General features: G+C 64.6%; 14 protein-coding genes. 4 read left to right on the top strand and 10 right to left on the bottom strand.

From position 1 onward, the window contains the following. Positions 1 to 722: FAD-binding protein (locus GEV06_05300; protein MPZ17314.1), on the bottom strand; the 722-nt coding region annotated here is incomplete at its 3' end. A 176-nt stretch (positions 723 to 898) separates the two neighbouring features. Between GEV06_05300 and GEV06_05295 the strand changes: the two genes are divergently transcribed. After that, positions 899 to 4204, top strand: coding sequence for a hypothetical protein (locus tag GEV06_05295; protein ID MPZ17313.1), 3306 nt, complete (start codon positions 899 to 901; stop codon positions 4202 to 4204). 81 nt (positions 4205 to 4285) lie between these two features. On the opposite strand, the gene GEV06_05290 is transcribed toward GEV06_05295, so the two are convergent. From GEV06_05290 to GEV06_05250, 9 genes are all read right to left on the bottom strand, one after another. Then, a complete protein-coding gene (locus tag GEV06_05290) occupies positions 4286 to 5428 on the bottom strand; it encodes a hydroxylase (protein ID MPZ17312.1) in 1143 nt (380 codons plus the stop codon). 20 nt (positions 5429 to 5448) lie between these two features. After that, entirely contained in the window at positions 5449 to 6390 is a 942-nt protein-coding gene (locus GEV06_05285) for an alpha/beta fold hydrolase (GenBank protein ID MPZ17311.1), read from the bottom strand. A gap of 130 nt (positions 6391 to 6520) precedes the next feature. Next, positions 6521 to 8143 (bottom strand): helix-turn-helix transcriptional regulator, encoded by a 1623-nt coding sequence (locus tag GEV06_05280; protein MPZ17310.1) that lies wholly within the window; start codon positions 8141 to 8143, stop codon positions 6521 to 6523. Beyond that, complete coding sequence (locus GEV06_05275) at positions 8115 to 8663, bottom strand: hypothetical protein (GenBank protein ID MPZ17309.1); 549 nt, start codon at positions 8661 to 8663, stop codon at positions 8115 to 8117. The genes GEV06_05280 and GEV06_05275 overlap by 29 nt, the downstream gene beginning before the upstream one ends. Beyond that, positions 8660 to 9016 (bottom strand): hypothetical protein, encoded by a 357-nt coding sequence (locus tag GEV06_05270; GenBank protein MPZ17308.1) that lies wholly within the window; start codon positions 9014 to 9016, stop codon positions 8660 to 8662. Before GEV06_05270 ends, GEV06_05275 begins: the two co-directional genes overlap by 4 nt. A gap of 199 nt (positions 9017 to 9215) precedes the next feature. Then, positions 9216 to 10727 (bottom strand): sodium:proton antiporter, encoded by a 1512-nt coding sequence (locus GEV06_05265; protein ID MPZ17307.1) that lies wholly within the window; start codon positions 10725 to 10727, stop codon positions 9216 to 9218. Beyond that, the gene (locus GEV06_05260) at positions 10699 to 11712 is read right to left on the bottom strand and encodes a hypothetical protein (GenBank protein ID MPZ17306.1); all 1014 of its coding nucleotides are present in this window, start codon (positions 11710 to 11712) and stop codon (positions 10699 to 10701) included. Before GEV06_05260 ends, GEV06_05265 begins: the two co-directional genes overlap by 29 nt. Before the next feature lie 128 nt (positions 11713 to 11840). Next, positions 11841 to 12971 (bottom strand): matrixin family metalloprotease, encoded by a 1131-nt coding sequence (locus GEV06_05255; protein MPZ17305.1) that lies wholly within the window; start codon positions 12969 to 12971, stop codon positions 11841 to 11843. After that, complete coding sequence (locus GEV06_05250; protein ID MPZ17304.1) at positions 12949 to 13740, bottom strand: hypothetical protein; 792 nt, start codon at positions 13738 to 13740, stop codon at positions 12949 to 12951. The genes GEV06_05255 and GEV06_05250 overlap by 23 nt, the downstream gene beginning before the upstream one ends. A 618-nt stretch (positions 13741 to 14358) precedes the next feature. Here GEV06_05250 and GEV06_05245 point away from each other — a divergent pair. From GEV06_05245 to GEV06_05235, 3 genes are all read left to right on the top strand, one after another. Continuing rightward, the gene (locus tag GEV06_05245; protein MPZ17303.1) at positions 14359 to 15771 is read left to right on the top strand and encodes a hypothetical protein; all 1413 of its coding nucleotides are present in this window, start codon (positions 14359 to 14361) and stop codon (positions 15769 to 15771) included. Between the two features lie 19 nt (positions 15772 to 15790). After that, positions 15791 to 16411, top strand: coding sequence for a sigma-70 family RNA polymerase sigma factor (locus GEV06_05240; GenBank protein MPZ17302.1), 621 nt, complete (start codon positions 15791 to 15793; stop codon positions 16409 to 16411). A 468-nt stretch (positions 16412 to 16879) separates the two neighbouring features. Beyond that, complete coding sequence (locus tag GEV06_05235; protein ID MPZ17301.1) at positions 16880 to 19249, top strand: ScyD/ScyE family protein; 2370 nt, start codon at positions 16880 to 16882, stop codon at positions 19247 to 19249. The last annotated feature ends 2 nt before the right edge of the window (positions 19250 to 19251 follow it).

The following is a 19251-nucleotide window of genomic DNA, read 5'->3' as shown; positions in this document are numbered from 1 at the left end:
GGCAGCAGACCGGATGCCACGATGTGCGACACGGCATCGCCCGCTGCCTCGAGCGATTGATACGCCGCAAGAACGGTTCGCGAGCACTCGGGCTGCGGCAGCAGCCGCAGGGTGATCTCGAGCGCGATTCCAAAGAGACCTTCGGATCCCACGTAAGCGCCTACGAGATCCGGTCCAGTCAGCTCGAGACTCCGCCCGCCAAGGGTCACGACGGTGCCGTCTGGCAGCACCGCCTCGAGTCCCAACACATGGTTGAGCGTCATACCGTACTTGAAGCAATGCGCCCCGCCGGAGTTGAAGGCGACGTTTCCACCGATGGTGCACACGGGCTGGCTCGAAGGATCCGGCGCGTAGTAGAGGCCATGCGAGGCCACCGCACTCGAGACATCCAGATTGATGACGCCCGGCTCGACAACCGCAATGCGATCCACCGGATCGACCTCGATGATGCGATTGAGTCGGTTGAGGGCAATCACGATGCCGTCGGTGTGCGGGAGGGCACCACCGGAAAGGCTCGTGCCGCTGCCTCGCGCGACGAAGGGGATCTGCGCGCGGTGGCACAAGCGCACTGTCTCGATGACCTCTTCCCGCGACTCCGGCAGCACGACCGCGCGGGGTCGCGCGCGGAACACCGTCAGGCCGTCGGACTCGTACGGAAGGAGGCCACCAGGCCGTGTAAGAAGCCGAGGCGGTGGGTAGAGACGAGCTAACGACTGCAACAACGCGTCTGTGTTCACGATGTCCTCATGATAGCTCGGACTGGCACCCAACTTGCTCTCTCAGTCGTGTGTTGCAGAGCGGCGGGGGGGACTTTGCGGAAAATCACCCCAAACCAATGAGGAATTTACCGGCTTCCGCGGTATCCCGCTGTTCCCCCTGGTGAAACGAAATTACGAACGTGCAATCCTTCGCGACATCCTTCCTTGCTCTGGTAATTGCCATGGTCGCCGCCACGCCGGCAGCTCTGGCGCAGACCTTGAGCGTCAACGGTACGACCGCTGTCGCCGTGGGCAGCGCGGAGGACTACGCCGCCAGCGTGATAGGCGACCCGTGGGACTTCGACCAGACGACCGATCACGTCTACATGCTCGAGCAGACGCAGGGCAGCGAGAGCTGGCAGAGCGTTCCTGCGGTCTCTGGCGGTGTGCTGCGCGCCACGGCACGCTTGGCCGCGCCCACGCTGTACCTGCTGTTCGAGGGCATGCCCGGCGCCGTCAACCGGCTCGAAAAGACCGGGGTACGCCATCCGATCGACACGCGCCGCTTCGTTCAGCTGTCGTTTCGCATGCGACGCTCCACGGCGCCGCGGCCAGACGAGTTGGTTGGCGCTCAATACCTCACCGGCGTGCCCCGCGGAGCGGCCACCTGGGGCATCGAGCAAGGGCAGGCGGCTGGCGGTGTCGGTCCCGACAGTCGCATGGTCAATCAGTCGCCGGTGTCACAACAGACATCGCCCGGATGGCACCTTTACACGATCATTCTCGATAGACGTCTCGCGGCGCCGTTCAGCGCGGGGCAGCCATGGAACGCCACCGGCATCGCACGCGCGTTGAACCTGGGTCTGGGCAGCGGGCTCGCGGGCGCAACCATCGAGATGGATTGGGTACGGCTCACCGAACGCGGCCAAACGGTGCACCTCAGTTGGTCGAATCTCGGCGGCGCGATTACGCTCACGGCGCGGCATACGCAGACTGGCGACGTCATCCAGATTTATCCGGAGAGCGCGTCGAGCGTGACGTTTCCAGACGACAGCTCGTACACCTGGGACTACGGCTACCTGCCACCGGGCACGTGGCGTGTCACGGCGGCAAGCGAGGCGCGACAGAGCAACGCCGTCACCGTCGACATCGCGCCGGCGCCGCTCGTCACCGTCCTCGACCCAGACGAGGCCGGCGGGCGTGATTTCGCCGAGACGCTGCTGGCTGACGGCTGGGATCTCACCAATTCCCAGGACCTCCGCCACGGCCGACTGTGGGAGACGGTGAACGCGGCGTTCGGCGCTAGCGGCATGACCGGTACGTCGGATGGTAACAACCCGGCGGTCATCCTCGCCGACGACTGGGATGATCCACCTGGCACTGAGCTGGTCATCGACGCCGACAGGTTTCATCGCTTGTCATTCACCATCGAGTACGACCACAAGGAGCTGGGCATCAACGCGGCGCTCGCCGACACCTGGGGCGGACTCGCGCGGGTCATCTGGCGCGAGCGCAGTAACAACGGCGGCACCTTCACCCAAACGCACGGCTTCATCGTCTACGACGGCTGGCCCCGGACGTACTCTTTCGATCTGAAGGCACTTCGTGCGGGCAGCCAAAGCACCTACGACACCGAAATCTGCGACCAGCCGCCAGCCTGTGAGGCGAGGCACCCATGGGGCGGTCAGATCACCAACCTCAGTATCGACCCCTATGAGGCGGAGACGCCACGGTGGTTCCGGCTGGCGGACATCCGGCTGGCCGAAGACGATCAGCCCAACGCAAGCGGCTTCTTCACGGTGCGATGGAGGGTGTCGCCTGCGCTCTTCACGGGCGGCGAGATCTCGGCTCGCCCAGCGACCGTGAATCTCTATTACGACACGGATACGAACCCGGCGTCGGGACGGGTGCGCTTTGCGTCGGGTGTCGACGCCAGTGACGCCGCGTATGTGTGGCACGCCGGCACGCTGACTCCCGGCCTCTACTACGTCTACGTAGAGGTAGACGATGGCGTCCAGAGGAGGGGCCGCTATTCCACTGGACCGCTGCGGGTGGGTGGTGATTATCCCAGCGCGACCGATGGGGATGGCGATGGTCTCTCCGATGCCTGGGAAGCTGGTCACGGCGTTCAATCAGCGGCCGCAGACGAGGACGCCGATGGTGTGAACAACCTCGCGGAGTACCGCAGTGGCACTGACCCGCGGCTGCCGAATCGCTGGATCTTCTCGGAAGGCGCCACCGGATTCTTCGAGGAGCGGCTTGCCGTTGCGAACCCGGCTGCGGCGCCTGCCGAGTTCCAGGTGAAGTACATACCAGAGGCTGGTAATCCAGTCACCCGGCGGTACGCCATCGACGGGCTGTCGCGCATGACCATTCCGGTCAACGAGGTGGCGGGCCTCAGCAGCACGGCGTTGGGCGCGGAGATCACCACCATCAGCGGCGCCCTTGTCGCCGAGCGCACGATGTTTGCCGGCGGCGGTCGTCCTGGCGGCCATACCGGAAAGGCGGTGGCAGGAGCCCGGCAGCAGTGGTTCCTCGCGGAGGGGTTTGGTGGTCACCCATTCGACACGTTCATCCTGTTCGTGAATCCGGGCACGCAGGCGGCCGAGGTCACTGCGTCGTACCTGCTGGACGGAGGTGGCGTGCTCCCTCATCGGTTCACGCTTCCTCCGACCTCGCGACGCACCGTTTACGCAAATGATCTGATCATCGACGGCGTGCCGCTGCGCGGCCGCGCCTTCTCGCTGAAGGTCGACAGCACGGGGCCCATAACGGTGGAGCGCGCGATGTATGTCGCCATTGGGCCATTCGGCAACATCGCGCACGCGTCGCCCGCCGTTGAAGCGCCATCGGCGAGCTGGCTCGTTGCAGAGGGTCGGACCGGGCCATGGTTCGATACGTTCCTGCTCTTGGCCAATCCAAGGAACGAACCGACGACTGTGACCGTGCGTTATCTCACGCCGTCGGCGGTCGTCCCGCAAACCTACCGCCTCGACGCAAACAGCCGCAGGACCGTGCTGGTGGATGATGTTCCGGGCCTTGCCGACACCGAAGTATCGGCGGCCATCACGACCGACGGTGGCCCGATCATCGTCGAGCGGGCGATGTACTGGCCGCAAGGGTCCTGGACCGAAGCGCACAACAGCTTTGGCGTCACCTCCGCAGCGACTCGGTGGGCGCTGGCGGAAGGCGAGCTGGGGGGGTCTCAAGCGTTCAACAGCTTCCTTCTGCTCGCCAATCCGGGCAACGAAGCAGCATCGGTGGAGATCACCATTCTCCGTAGCGGTGGCCGGGCGCCAATCACATTGCCTCGGCAGCGCGTTTCGGCCAACAACCGGGTGACGTTGGCAGCCGATCAGTGGAGGAGCCACGGGCTCACCGACGGCGAGCGCTTCGGCCTCCGCGTCATCTCGACACGTCCCATCGTCGTCGAGCGGGCGATGTACTGGAACGGCGGCGGCGCGCTCCTCGGTGGAGGCACCAACGAAACGGGCATCAGTTGGTAAGGGTCACAACACCGCGCTGCCAATCAAGCCGATGAGATATCCCTCGAGCGTGCGGGTGTTACCAATGGCCGAGCGTCGCGTTCACAAGAACGTGAGATCGACCTCCTGGCCGGCGAGCACGGCGCCCGCCTGCGTAAACGTATCCTGCTTCACGGCAAAGTGTTGCGTCAGGGCGTGAATGTCGCGAAAGCGACGCTGGAGGGGGCTGCGAGCGTAGATGACACTTCCACCGCCGGCGTTGTACGCCGTGTCGACAACCGAGGCGGCGGTCTTCGTGACCCAGGTGACCGTCGCACGGATCTTCGCCCGGTGCTCCGGCGTGAATGGCACGCCGGAAGTTGCGGTGGCCCATACCTGCTCCGCATCGGCGAACAGCAGTCCGCGGGCCGCCCGGAGCCGCGCATCCGCCTCACCGAGTTGGTACTGAAACAACGGATTCGACGCCAGAGCTCCACGAGTGAACGCAGGAACCTTCTTCGCCGCCATGGTCGTCACGTCCTCGAGCGCAGCTCGTGCGATCCCCATAGCGACGCTACCCAACATGAGCGTCGAGAGCGACAGCTCCGGTATCCTGAGCAGCGGCGCGTCCAGGCACGGCTCGCCTCCCAGTTGGAACGTTCGCTCCGCCGGCACGAAGACGTCGTTGACGACGAAGTCGTGACTGCCCGTGCCGCAGAGCCCGGACACTGACCAGGTATCCACGATCTCCACGTCCGACGGCGGAAGGACCATCGTCCGCATCGGCGGCTCCCGCCCATCGTCCACGATGCTATTGGCGAGGAACCAGTGGCAATGCTGGCAGCCGCTCGCGAATGTCCATCGGCCGGTCGCCTTGAACCCGCCGTCGACCGGCGTCGCCGTTCCCGTTGGATTGAAGGCGCCACCAAGAATGACATTTGGCCCGTCGGCGTAGAAAGCGTCGAATGTCTTGCGTGGCAACAGACCAAACAGTACCGGCGCCGCGCAGCCAATCATCACCGTCCAGCCAACCGAGCCGTCGGCCCTTGCGAGCTCTTCGAGGACCCGCATCTGGCTCGGGAGATCGAGCTCGGCGCCGCCGTGGCTGCGGGGCACCAGCGCCCGGAAACAGCCAGCGGCTGTGAGCTGCGCAACGAGGTCCAGAGGTAGTCGGCGCTCCTGTTCGATCTCGTCGGCGCCGGCCGAGATGCTCGGCGCCATTGGTCGTATCGCTTCGATGATCTTGTTTCCTTCAGTCGACTGCATGGTCACTTGCTCACTCGTGATCACAGTGAAATCTCCCGCCCGGTTGGTGCTTCGAGCACTGCACGCAGCACTTTCAGAAACGCTTCGGGCTGCTCCATCGGTGGATCGTCACCGGCGTCCTCGATCACCTGCAGGGGCCATCCAAAACGGGCGCTGGCTTCCCGTGCGACTGTCAGGGGTGTCGCGAGATCGTACCGTCCCCAGATGAGCGTCGTGGGAACCGTGATGCACGCCAGCGTCGCTGGCGGAATTGCCCGCATCCCGAACTGCTCCATGAGGCTGTGCAGAGCGGCCTGCGCGCTTGGCGTCCTGGCGCGATCCAGCGCGTACTCTCTGACGTATTCCCACTGCTCACCCATGCCACGACGCAGGGCTGCCAGGTCGAACGCACACCGGCTCCACAGACGGTCGAGCGTGTGCTCGGTGGGGTCAGAGAGGAACTCGCTCAGGGCCAGCCCGAACGCGGGCGTCGGCTGAAACTCGCTCAACCCGAGCGTGTCGACGAGCACGAGGCCAGCCAGTCGCTCACTGCGTTCGCTGGCGAAGCGCGCCGCGATGGCACCGCCAAGGATCTGCCCCACCAAAACGGGCGGGATGGGGCAAGTGCACTCAATCAGGTCATCGAGCCATCCGGACACGCGATCTCCATCAGGCCGTGTATCGAACATCTCCGAGGCGCCGTGCCCTGGCAGGTCAGGAGCGATGACGCGATGGGTCGTCACAAGATTCGGGATCACGCGCAGCCACTTCGCCGCGTATTCTCCGGGGCCGTGCAGCAGCACGATCGGTGGGCCGTCACCGCCTTCCAACACCGCAGTCTGGACGCCGTTCAGCGACAATCGCCGCTCGGTCACCGGCAACGCCGCCAGTAGTCGTTCGCGGGGTCCCTCCCGCGCGCTCCCTCGATGCTCTCGCACCAGCGGGGCAGTGCGATTCGCGACGTGCGTGTCTTGGTTCGCCATGGCTCTCCTCTTCTCGTCTGATCTGCGCGGTGGTCGCGCAAGTCAAGAGTGCGACAGGAGCCACAGCGCCCGCTTCGGTAGAACAACCCAATTTGCCGCGAATGGCGGCATGGGTAATTTCCGCCAGGCGTCAGAGGAGCTTGTGGTCGTACGCGTAGGCCGTGGCGGCGGCCCGCGACGGGACATCGAGCTTGTTGAGGATATTGCTGACGTGCCTGTCGATGGTTCGCCCGCTGACGCACAATGCTGCGGCGATGGCTTTGTTCGTCTTGCCGGCGGCGATTAGGCGAAGCACATCACGCTCACGAGCCGTGAGCGGGTGCTGCTGGCTGGAGGCTGTACGTGTGTCGATAGTGTCGAGGCGCATCAGCTCTGGCCGCGCTCCCAGGTGCTCGAACACGGCTCGGGCCGCACCGAATTCAAGCGCGCTCGTCTCGTTATCACCGAGTGCGCGACACGCCTGTCCGAGGAGGACGCGCACGCGGGCGCACTCGTACGACGCGTCGAGACGTGCCCACACCTCGAATGCACAGCGCAGCGGTCCGAGCGCCGCGCGCGCATCACCTTCCGCGAGCTCGATGGCGCCATGCGCCCGAGCAGCCGTAGCCCGGAGCACGTCGGCGTCGAACGTCTCGGCGAGCGCCTGGAGCTCACCACAGGCGCTGCGGGCTTCCTGGATATCGCCCGTGGCCAGCATGATTTCGAGATAGGCAGGGAGGAGCCGCGCGCGCTGCCGCCGGTCGGCGGTGGTGGTCACGAGCCGGCGAATCGCTGCCGACGCCGCGTCGGTGCGCCCCTGGGCCATTCGCAGCAGTGCCAGTCCAGGTTGTGGGTCGCATCCCGACCGGCTCGCGGCGCGGTATGCCTCCTCGGCCTCGGCACACTCGCCGCGCAGGCGATGGATCTCCGCCTGTTGATAGAACGCGGCGGCCGGAGGCTTGCGACCGACCCGCTTCGCACGCTCACACGCCCGGCAGGCTTCTGCCAGCGCCTCCGGCCACGCACCATGGAACTGCATGATCTCGGCACGATGCACGAGGCACACGCCGGTGAAGGCCACCATCTCGGATTGCTGCTCGCACCATCCGGACAACGCGAAGGTCCATTCGCGGGCGCGGTGCGTGGCGCACACCTCACGACACGCCTCGATCACGCTGCAGTACATCAAGCCCGTCATGATGGGCGACAGCTCTCCGGCAATGACCGCGAGCATCGTTTCATCGAGGAGCCCCAGGCCGGCCACAACGTGGCCTTGTTGGATGAGGGCGCGGCCCTGTACGTGACAGGCGGCGGCCGTGAGGTCCGCATCTCTGAAGCGCTCGCCAGTCGCGGCGGCGGTTGCGGCCGTTGCGTGCGCCGCCTCGGCCTTGTCCTGATGGAGCTGCAGTTCGGCGATGGGGAGGAGTAGGTAGCCTCGCTCCACGCAGTCAACACCCTCAACGCGCCGCTGGCCCCGTGCGCCCCAGGCGCTGGACTGCGCCACCTCTCCGCGAAGCAGGAGGCTGAGACAGAGCCAGAACGCAGAGCGAGCGGCGCGGGGTCTATCACCAGCCTCCACATAGGCGCGATGAAGACGATCGAGGCAGCGCTCGAACTCGAGGTCGCGGCCAATTAGGTACGCCGACGTGGCCAGCCGTTCCAGATCATCCACGTCCAAGGGCGTCTTCTGATCGGCGGCCGAGAAGGCCTCGTAGGCGGCAGCCCAAGTGCGACGCCCGTAGCACTCACGTGCGTGTTGCAGGTAGTCGCGCATACGATGGACAGTTACTCGAGGTGAATCGCTCGCTCAGTGTCTCATGACTTACACATTTCCGAGCAGGGCCGTCAATCGGCACGCTGAACAGCGTCTTCGTCGTCGGCGACCGCGGCTCGGAGGCCGTATAGACGACCCGCCGGCTGTTGGCGCTGATCACAACGTCGTGGATCTGATCAACCCCCGACACGTTGAGCTTGACCGGCAGTCCGTTGCCCGCGACCGGCACGCTGTACAGCTGGCGGCTCACGTCTTCGCCGACGTGAATGAATACGGCGCGCTCGCCGTTCGGTGCAAGCCGAAAGTCGACGAAGCCGCCGCGGGACGCGGGCAGGCTCGCGGTCAGGTTGCACGGCAAGCTGGGTTCGCAGGAGGGTGGCGCTTGCGCGCGCGTGGGTGGCCCGGCCAGCGCAAGCCACAGTGCCACGCCAGCGAAGGCGAAACGCGTCTGGGTCACACGCGTGCGCGTCGGCGCGACGTTCGCAATCGATCGATGTCTCCACAGTGAATCTGCTTTCATGATGCTTCCTGTATGTCTGCCACGTCATCGACCTCGCGCCGCGCAGTGCGGAGCGCGGGCCGTCGCTCGAGGTCGCGCAGCGCGCGATCCCTTCGCTTGAAACTGGGTTCGGCCTGCGCGGCTTCCAGGCCGGACGTTGTGCTGCCGATGCGGCGACCGGTGACGGTGACCGGCGGGATGACCGGTCCAGCCTGTCGATCGCCCGCCGCACCGGCGGCGGCCGGGGGCCATGAGGCGCGACCAGGCAGCTCGGGAGATCGAGCTCGGCGCCGCCATGGCTGCGGGGCACGAGCATTCGGAAACAGCCTGCCTCGGCGAGTTGCGCCACGAGCGAGCGCGACGCGCCGCACCATGGGCTGTCCATCATCGCTAGATCACGACGAAGTTCTCCAGGAGCCGCCACGACCAGGTCGGTTCGTCGTGATCACCCCACGGAGGTGTGACGGACCCGTGAAGGTGCTGTTCCTGCATCGGGTTGCATAGCGGTAGTGGAGGCCAGAGCTTGGCGGCCCGGTGCCGTCGTTAGAAAGTGTTAGCGGCGACTGGCAGCGTTCAGAGGAGGAACATCGCCAACGCGGTCGCGACGATCCCGCCCAACCCTGCCGCCGCGAGCGCGAGCGGAAGCTGCGTGGTGACGTGGTCCATGACGTCGCCACCGCAGGCGAGCGCGGAGAGGATCGTCGTGTCCGAGATCGGCGAGCACTGGTCGCCGAACACCGCGCCGCCGAGCACGGCGCCGAAGCAGAGGTGCATGTAGAGCGGGCTCGGGTCGATCGCGTAGGCGAGCGGCATTGCGAGTGGGAACACGACGGCGTACGTACCGAACGATGTCCCGATCGAGAACGCAATCACCATACAGATCGCCATGAAGATAGCGGGAAGCAACGGCGGCACGACGAGCGGCGCCGTCGTCTCGACGATATACGCTGCGGTGCCGAGCGTCTCCGATACTTTGCCTAGCGTCACGGCGAGCGCGAGGATCAGCGCGCCGACCGTCACGCCCTTGCAGCCGTCGACAAATCCGTCAATCGCCTCCTTCAGCGGCAATCCTTTGATCAGCGCGAGCACGATCGCGACGAGCACGGCGAGACCGAACGCCTCCGCAATGCGCACCTCGCCCGTCACGATGTACGAGATGATCGCGACGCCGAGCAGCGTGCCCATCGGCGCGACGAAGTCCGCGATGCCGACCGGGTAGTCCTTCGGGAGGCGCAGGGTCGTCAACTCGCCGGCCGTGAGCGGCTGCGCCGTCGGCGCGTTGAGCTGGCCTGTCGTGCGGGCGCGGTGGATCGCGCGCTTCATCTTGCCGCCCACCCACGGCAGCCAGCCGAATGCGAAGAGCAGCGTCGACAGCACCGCGAAGATGCCGTAGAAATTGAACGGTATCGAGCTGAAGAAGAACGAGATGGCGGCGGCCTCGGTTGGGAACAGCGGCGTCGTCCCGATCACGAGGCCGGCCACGTAGACCGGCCATGCGTTGAATGGCACGACGGTCGCGATCGGCGACGCCGTCGAATCGACGAGGTACGTCAGCTCTTCCTTCGACACGCGCTGCGCGTCGGTGACCGGGCGCACGGTCGTGCCGGCCAGGATCGTCGAGATCGTGCCACCCTGATGGAAGATCACGCCGACCAGCCACGCGAAGACGCGCGCCGTCCGTGGGCCGCGCACGATCGTTCGGCCCGCACGTTCTGCGAACGCCTGTGCGCCGCCCGTGCGCGTCCACAGCCCAATCAGCCCGCCCAGCGCCCAGAGATAGACCAGCAGGATCGTCGCGAACGAAGACGATCCGATCGCGGGGATCATGAAGCTATCCACCACGTTGAACTGACCGCTCACGACACCGCCGGTGACGACGCCGAGGAACAGCGATGTGACGACGTTGCGCGTGATGAACACGAGCACGAGCGTCAACAGCGCGGGTAGCACGCTGAAGAATCCAGTGTGCTCGCCTTCCTCCGGCACACTGCGCGGCGCAATGAGCGCGAGCAGGATGAAGGCGGCGGCGAGCGCCGCGACGCCGGCCAGGCCGCTTCTAGTAGCCTTTTTGCTTGTCGACAACATTGATGAGCGGCAAGCCCTCGGCAAAGCGCCGAATGTTAGCCTTGATCGTACTCAACATACGCCCGCGGTCCAGATCCGAGCGGCCCGCAATATGAGGCGTGATGATCACGTTGTCAAACTTCCACAATGGATGGCCCTCGGGGAGAGGCTCAGGATCGGTCACGTCGACGCCGGCGCCGGCCAGTCTCTTGCTCTCGAGTGATTTGGCGAGGGCGTCCAGGTCGTATGTGCCCCCGCGGCTCACGGCGATGAAGTACGAGGCCTGCTTCATGCGCTCGAATTGGTCCGGGCCGATCATGTAGTGGCTTTCCAGCGTGTGCGGCGCGGCTACGAACACCACGTCTGCCTCGCCGATCACGTCGTCCAGTTGGTCTGGCTTCACGACCCTCTCAATGAACGGCGTCATTGGAATATCTTCCGGATCAACGCCAATCACGCGCATGCCGTGAGCCCACGCACGAATGGCGATCTGCGTGCCGATGCCTCCAACGCCAATCACAAGGGCGGTTTTCGTATTCAGCTCGATCAGGTTATGCGTCCCACCCTTCCAGACTTCGTCTGCCTTTTGATCGAGCCATCTCGGAATCTCGCGCGTCAAGGCCAGCAGCATGGCCATCGCATGGTCGGCGATCTCGGGGCCCTGCACGATTTGGTTGTTCGTCAGGACGATATCGCTATCGCGCAGATCATCCGACCCGGATAGATGCAAGACTCTTTCGACGCCGGCGCTGTACGTTTGGACCCACTTCAACTGCTTGCCGGCGCGAACCCACTCGGGCCTGATGCTACCGATAAAGGCATCGGCATCCCCGATCTCGTCCAACACGGTGTCTTCCGACACCTGGACGATTTCCACCTGGGCGGAAGCGGATCGCCAATCCGCGAGAACGTCCTCGGACTGGTCTAGCACAACGACCTTCTTTGGTTGGGCGGACAGGAAAGCCCCGGAGAGGAGCAGCAACACGAGTACCAGCATTCGACGCATGGGCACCTCCAAGAATGTGGGAGGATTCTATGCGCGCCGGAAACTGGGACGCAAGCTGTGATGAGGTCCATATGGGCGGCCCTGATCGGGGGAGGGCGATCAGGGACCGCTTGGCAGGTCGTCGATCCTTAGTAGATCGTGATGGTCCTCGGCATGGGCTGCGGGTTGTTCGACTCGTCGCTCTCGCTCAGCGCGTTGGACGGGTCGATCACGTAGCCGAGGTAATACGTCCCGGGAGAAACCGACGAGGGGATCGTCAGTGTGCGCGAGAACGTGATTTGCGCTCCCTCTGAGCCCCAGGCGCCGTAATTGCTGCCCAGATACGTGTCTGCCGAGCTCGGATAGCTGTTTGTCGACAGATAGAAGTTGATGTCGAAGGTCTGCGTCGACGTGCTCTGGTTCAAGAAGGTGACATCTATCGTGACATTCGAGCCGCGCGCCGCGGAGAGCGTGCTCGAGACCAACCCGGATGACCCCGAACCGGTTCGCTTGAATGCCGAGCCGGCGACATCGACTTCAGTGGTGCTATCCGGGTAGATAACACGCTCGCCGAGCCTGTCGTCTGGGAGCGGATCCCATTCCTTGCCATACCCGAGCGGCCCACTATTTGGATAGTACGAGTTCATCGTCGCCATCCAACGGTCCTCGTGCAGCAGACCAAGCGCGTGTCCCAGCTCGTGAAGGGCAACACTCTCGAGGCTGTAGGGTGACCCCAATGAGCCGTAGTTGAACGTGCCCGTTGTCCAAGATCTATTGCTGTTGAACCCGATGTCGGTCTCGTCGATACCGTAGTTCCACCCGAACAGCCAGTAGCAGTGATAGCGGGTGCGGGTGACGGCCAGGGTGCTTCCCGAGAGGCTGGTGTCGTAATACACCTCGTTCCTGCCATTGTCATCGTTGTGGGTTCCGTCCGTGTCCCGGCCGACATAGAAATTGAACCCTGAGCCCTTGACGTTGTTCCAGTGCCACATGGCGTTCTGGAGACGGGCATCCCCATTGCCACCGGCTGGAAACGAGGTCGTGCTGATGTACATGTTGGTCCAACCGGAGCTATAGCGTATGGGGTTGCCGTCGCAGGTGCGGTAACCATAGGCATGGCTCACGCTGGCGCTCAGACAGACGATCAGAAACGCCACCGGCCCGGCGGCCCAGCGCGCCGCCCGTGCCAAACGATTGCTGTGCATGCTCATTGTGAGACTCCTTGATTGATGATCTGGTGCATGAAGGGCGACTGCGTTACTGTTTGGGGGGTGGGGCATCGCGCTGTGGCGTACGCTCGAGGGCAGCGCCCGTCGGGTCGACGCTCGTGAGCGTTCTTGCCTGAATCCCTTTGGCCTTCAACCGCTGCTGGAGGAGACCCAGGAACTTCACCAGGGGGATGGCCTGTTGCGTCGCAGCTTTCTCGGCGACTTCAGGCGACGACGTCGGAGAGCCGTCATCGGTGGTGCCAGCGTGAGCTCCTCGTTGCCGGGGGTCGCTGGGGTCATCAACGATGATGGCTTCGGAGGGGTGCGCGCGCTCCTTCAGAATCTCGCCATTCGCCACGCCGAACACGCGGTTTCCGTCATGGTCGAACACGCCTTCCGCGCCGGTTCCTGCATCGGTGGCTACGCGGAACACTCCCTGCGTCCATCCAACAATGGGCACAATCGCTTTACCGTTGTCACGCACGAATAGCAGGACACGCTCGCCGGGCGTGAAGCGCGGGCTGCCGTGAAGCCAGAGGCCCACACCCTCCACCTCACCTCCCTCGAGTCGCAAGACCAGCGTGGCGGCCGCATAACGACCATGCAGCACCTGGAGGTTCGAAAGGGACACGAACGTGTCAATATCGCCCTTGCGTGAATCACGCACGCGCGAAGTGACGTCATCGACTGTTGCCAGGACGACACCGTCGGCTTCAACGAGGAGATCGTCCAGGTTCTTCTTGACAATGGTGGTTGCCTCACTCACGGCGCCGAGGCAGATCACCCCGACGAAGGCAGAGAACAGAAGCAGCTTATTTACGTTTCGAGATAACAGACACACGGAATCCTCCTTGGACAACTGATCGCGTTGTCCGAGTTCTTGACGTTGGACTGTCAGGCGTTAGAGCGAGCTGAGCGTCGCCGTCCGGACCCGGAAGAAAACAAGTCGAGCGGTCGGACGAACCTCCCTGCTTGAATGTGGCGCGGCGCTCATGGATGCGGCGTCCGTCGCGTGTTACCGTTCCTACCCCTAATCAACGCCAACGAACTTGAAACGGAACAGGGGTGGGGTTCTCGTGCCGCATTGACATGAAAGAGCGGGTCCGCCGTCACAGAGCACAGTCGCCCCAACGGAACCGCGCAAACACGGTGTGACCGTACCGTCGGGATCGTCGGTCACCCTGAGATCACGGCGAAACGTCGCTGTGCACGCCAACTGTCCGCGCGCCCAGAGAGCATCAGGCTCGCCGTACGCTGGTGATGGGCGCCAAACCGCCGAGCCGGCGTTCGAGGAGCCCCGTCCCAACGTTTGATCACCACGGAATACCTCTGTCCAGGCTTTCACAATTCGTAAAACGAGGGCTGCCCCCGTTTTTCGTATGTTGGAAAATGGGGCTGTCCGGGGCTGCCCCGTTTCTGGCGAGATCATCGTCCATGAACGAAGCCACCCACAAACTGGATGACGATGCCTTCCTGCGCTCGGGTGGAGCGCTGCGCGGCGTGTTGTGGCGAGAGCTATCGGAGACGCTGCTCAGCCGCGGCGCCATGGCCCCCGGCACGCGCCTCGGCATTTTCACCTCACGGCGACCAGCTGGCGTTCGTGCGCTGGAGTGACCCACACAAGTATGAGCTGGTTGTCGCCCGGATCAATGGCTCGCGCCAGCGAGTGGTGGCCGTGCGTGGCGGGGGCGAGTACTTCTCGCGGGAGGGGCCGGCCTGGTCGCCGGACGGCGAGCTGATCGCCGTGGCAACGGGCAACGTCGCGCGCGAGATGACCATCGTGCTGCTGAACGTCGCGACCGAACGCGAACAACGGCTCACCACGCGTACGTGGGAGAACATCGGAGCGCTGGTCTGGCACATGGATGGCAGCGCTCTCGTCATGGATGCGCGCGAAGTGTGGCTCCAACCGCACCAACTCTGGCGCGTCGCGTACCCCGATGGTCAGGCAGAACGCCTGACACACGATCTCAGCAACTACGCTGGCGTGAGCGCAAGCGCGGATGCGACAATGCTGCTGACCATCCAGCGCGAGCGGGTGGCGAACGTCTGGGTGGGGCCGGCCGACAACCTCGCAGGAGCAACCGAGCTCCCTGGCGGCATGAACGGACGGCACGGCGTGTTCGGCCTGACGTGGACCCCTGACAACCGGATTCTCTACACGTCGTCAATGGGCGACGGGGCCGACATGTGGATTGCCGCACCCGGGCGCGGCGACCCGACACGCTTGACCGCGCGTACTGGCATGAGCGCATTCCCGACGGTGGCGCCGGATGGACGGTCGGTCTTCTTCGTCTCGGCGTCGAGCGGCCGACGACATGTGTGGACCATGGGAATCGACGGCGCCGGCCAGCGGGCGCTCACGGCGGGAGACGAGGACACCTACCCGGATATCACGCCTGACGGCCGCTGGATCGTGTATCAGCTCGGCGGCCATCACCGTCTTTGGAAAGTGTCGGCAGATGGTGCGCTTCGCACGCCGCTCACCACCGAGCGCGCCACACGTCCACGCGTATCGCCCGACGGCCGGCTCGTCGCGTGCAACCTCTGGGACAAAGAGGCACGGCGATGGAAGGTGGCGCTCCTGTCATTCGAGAGCGGGCGGGTGCTAGGGATGCTCGACGACATTCCCAGCTCTCCGTGGACCATTGTGCGGTGGACGCCAGATGGGCGTGGGCTCACCTACGTGGACTCACGCACCGAGGACCACAATCTCTGGACCCTCCCCATCGATGGCGGTGTCCCCCGGCAGCTGACGCGTTTCACGAGCGGGCACACCCACGACTTCGCCTGGTCGCACGACGGTCGCTACCTGGCATGGTCGCGCGGTCCGCGGACACACGACCTCGTGCTCGTCACCGGCTTACGGTGAAGTGAAGTGGAGTGAAGCGGTGTCGCAGAGTATTCCCCAGAGTATTCCCCAGAGTATTCCATTGGCGAGCGATGACATGCCCCGCCAAGACAACATCACGGAGGTGCTCAGGTCGCTCCTGCGCGAAGACGAAGGCGCGCCAGACCGGCTCATCCCACTGATTTATCGCGAGCTGCGACGGCTCGCGCATCGGCAACGCTGGGCGCGTCGACCGGGACAGACGCTCACGACCACAGGCCTCGTCCACGAGGCTTACGTGAAGCTCGCGAGCCAACGACCGTCCGGGTGGCGCGACCGCGGTCACTTCTTCGCAACTGCCGCGCGCGCCATGCGTCACATCCTCATCGACTACGCGAAACGCCGCCAACGCCTGAAGCGTGGCGGCGGCCAGGTGCACGTCACGTTCGATGAAGGGCGCATCGCGGTCGAAAATGAGGCAGAGCAGCTTCTGCTTCTTGGCGATGCGCTCGAGCGACTCGCGGCGCAGGAGGAGCGCCTCGCCCGGGTCGTCGAGTGTCGCTTTTTTGCCGGCCTGAGTGAGGAAGAAACGGCGGCGGCGCTCGGCGTGTCCGAGCGCACGGTCCAGCGCGACTGGGCGCGCGCGCGGTCATGGCTCAAAGCCGAGATCGTGCGCAAGTAAGTGAAGCGGACAACCTGCGCCCGCACCGCGGCGGGCTGACGGACCGTCCTGTCCCGCCACGTTAGACAGCCCACTAGAATGACAACGTATGGCGCAGCGTGAACGGCAAATCGAACGACAGTCCGCGTGGACCAGCTAGGCCTCTACCTCCTCCTGAGTTACCGTAGACGTAACGAGCTATTCCAAGTCAAACCGGCACTTAGCCCGCTCGCTACGAGTCCGCCGCGCTGCCAACAGTTCGAGAGCTTTCTACGCACGAAGCGCCGCACCCCACACTGATGATCTAGCGCTCTTGCCGAGCTCTGCACAACTACATGTTTGGGGAGGGCCGCGCCCACGCTTGCATGCTAGAATCCGCCTCGCCACCTTGTTGGAGTCGGAAGCTATCCGCGTGCCGACGGCCCTCCCCTGCTTCACGCGTATACGGCTCCGCAGTGATCGATACGAACCCCAGAGCGGGAGGAAAACATGATTCGTAATCTCGTCTGTTTACGATTTGGGATTGGAATGATCCTCGGGCTGTCGGTGCTCGCAGGCAGCGCTGCAGCCCAGCCGAACGTCACCGTTGTCATGAGCGAGCTGGACAATCCGCGTGGTCTCGCCTTTGGTCCAGACGGCGCGCTGTATGTCGTCGAGGCCGGAAGGGGCGGTGAGGGACCGTGTCAAGAGCTGCGCGGAGCTGAACAATGCTATGGTGCGACCGGTCGAGTTAGTCGTCTGTGGCAAGGCGAGCAGCAACAGGTCGTAGGGGAGCTTCCGTCGTATGCCGCTGAGTCAGGTGAGGCGACCGGCCCGCACGACATCTCCTTTTTTGGCAACGAGGCTTACGTGACAATTGGCTTCGGTGCCGACCCCGAGCTCCGTGCGGACTTTGGACCTGCAGGCGCGTTCTTTGGCACGCTCCTCCAGGTGGCACCAAGCGGACAAGGGGGCATCATCGCGGACGTCGCACAGTACGAAGCAGATGCGGACCCCGACCAAGCCGGGCCAGATTCCAATCCATACGGCCTGCTCGCGGAAGCCGACAACCGTCTCGTGGTCGACGCCGGCGGCAACGACCTCGTCAGCGTGGACGCAGCGGGCGATATCACCACGTTCGCGGTCTTGCCAGAGAACCCCGTGCCCACCGCCGTTGCAATTGGTCCAGATGGCGCGTACTACGTCGGCGTGCTCACGGGCGTCCCGTTTGCCGAAGGTGAGGCGCAGATCTTCCGCGTGGTACCTGACGAGGAGCCGACAGTGTTCCTCGAAGACTTCACGACGATCGTCGATCTCGCCTTCGGACCGGACGGGAGCCTCTACGTGCTCCAGCATGCAACGGGATCCGGATTCGCAGACCCGGGCCAACTGATTCGAGTGGGCCGTGACGGCACGCGCAGCGTCGTGGTGGAAGACCTCGTCCGTCCGACATCCGTCGCTCTCGGTCCGGATGGCACGATCTACGTGACCAACAATGCTGTGTCCATCGGCGGAGGCGAGGTGTTGCAAATCACCCTCCCCTACACACGCTACTTCGCTGAAGGTGCGGTGGGCGACTTCTTCGATACGACGTACGCCCTGTTCAACCCGGGTGACACACCCGTAACGGCGACACTGCGGTTCGCGAATGAGACGGGCGACGTGCTCTCGCACGTGAGGACGATCCCGGCGGGACAGCAGGTGACCGTCGACGTGGATCCGCTGGTGCCCCCCTCATGGGTAGGCGTTGCGGCGGTGATCGAGGCGGACCAGCCGCTGGTGACGTCCCGCACCGTGTCGTGGGGGCAGGGCCCAGAGCAGGGCCCTTACGGCGGTGACACTGGCGCGGGAGTGGCGTCTCCGCTTCCCGAGTGGTGGATCACGGAAGGCGCGACGGGTGTCTACTCGTTGTTCTATCTCCTGCACAATCCCGGTGACCAACCTGCCGAGATCGAGATCACGTACTTCCGGCCAGGTGGCCAAGCGCCTGTGACGCGCTCGTACACGGTGGGCGCGCAGACGCGACGCACCATCCTCGTCAATAGCGCGGATGGGATGACGCCCGATCCAGAGCTCGGCAACACAGCCGTGTCGGCCCACATCGTGTCGACCAATGACGTCCCCGTTGTCGCAGAACGGGCGATGTATCTAGACAGCATCTCCGAGCAGCCGTTCACAGCAGGAACGCTCGCGGCGGCGGTGCCGCTCGCTTCGGACCGGTGGACGTTCGCAGAAGGCGCTACCGGCTTCTTCAACCTGTTCCTGCTGCTCGCCAACCCAACCACCGAGGAGGTCGAGGCCACGGTGCGCTATCTGCTTCCGGCGTCTGAGCCAATCGAGAAGGTGTACACCCTCGACCCAATGAGCCGCCAGACGCTCTGGGTGAACGAGGAGGATGCACAGCTTACCGACACCACCGTGGCAATCGAGGTGGTGAGCTCAGCGCCAATCACGGCGGAGCGCGCCATGTGGTGGGGCGCCAGCGGCGTCTGGGACGCCGGTCACGTCAGCACCGGTGTGGGTCAGGCGGCGCTCAAGTGGGCACTTGCGGGACTCGGCACTGCTCCCGACGAGGTCGCGTATATACTCCTCGCCAATCCCAACGCCGAGGCAACCGAAGCACGTCTGACCTTGGCCTTCGAGGATGACACGGAGCCGCTCGAAGCCACCGTGCCTTTGGCCGCGGGCAGCCGCGTCACGGTGCAGCTCGCCGATCTCTTTCCGGCCGCGGCTGGCGCACGCGCAGCCGTTACCGTCGAGAGTGCGGGCGACATGCCGCTGCCGCTGGTCGTCGAAGGGACCGCTTACGGATCGCCGAGCGGTCAGCCCTTGACCACAGGCCGTGCGGTGCCCGCGCTGCCGCTGGCGTCGATTCCGTAGAA

It is taken from the genome of Luteitalea sp. (assembly GCA_009377605.1).
In the GTDB taxonomy this organism is placed as follows: domain Bacteria; phylum Acidobacteriota; class Vicinamibacteria; order Vicinamibacterales; family Vicinamibacteraceae; genus WHTT01.
This window is presented reverse-complemented; position numbering and strand designations above follow the sequence as displayed.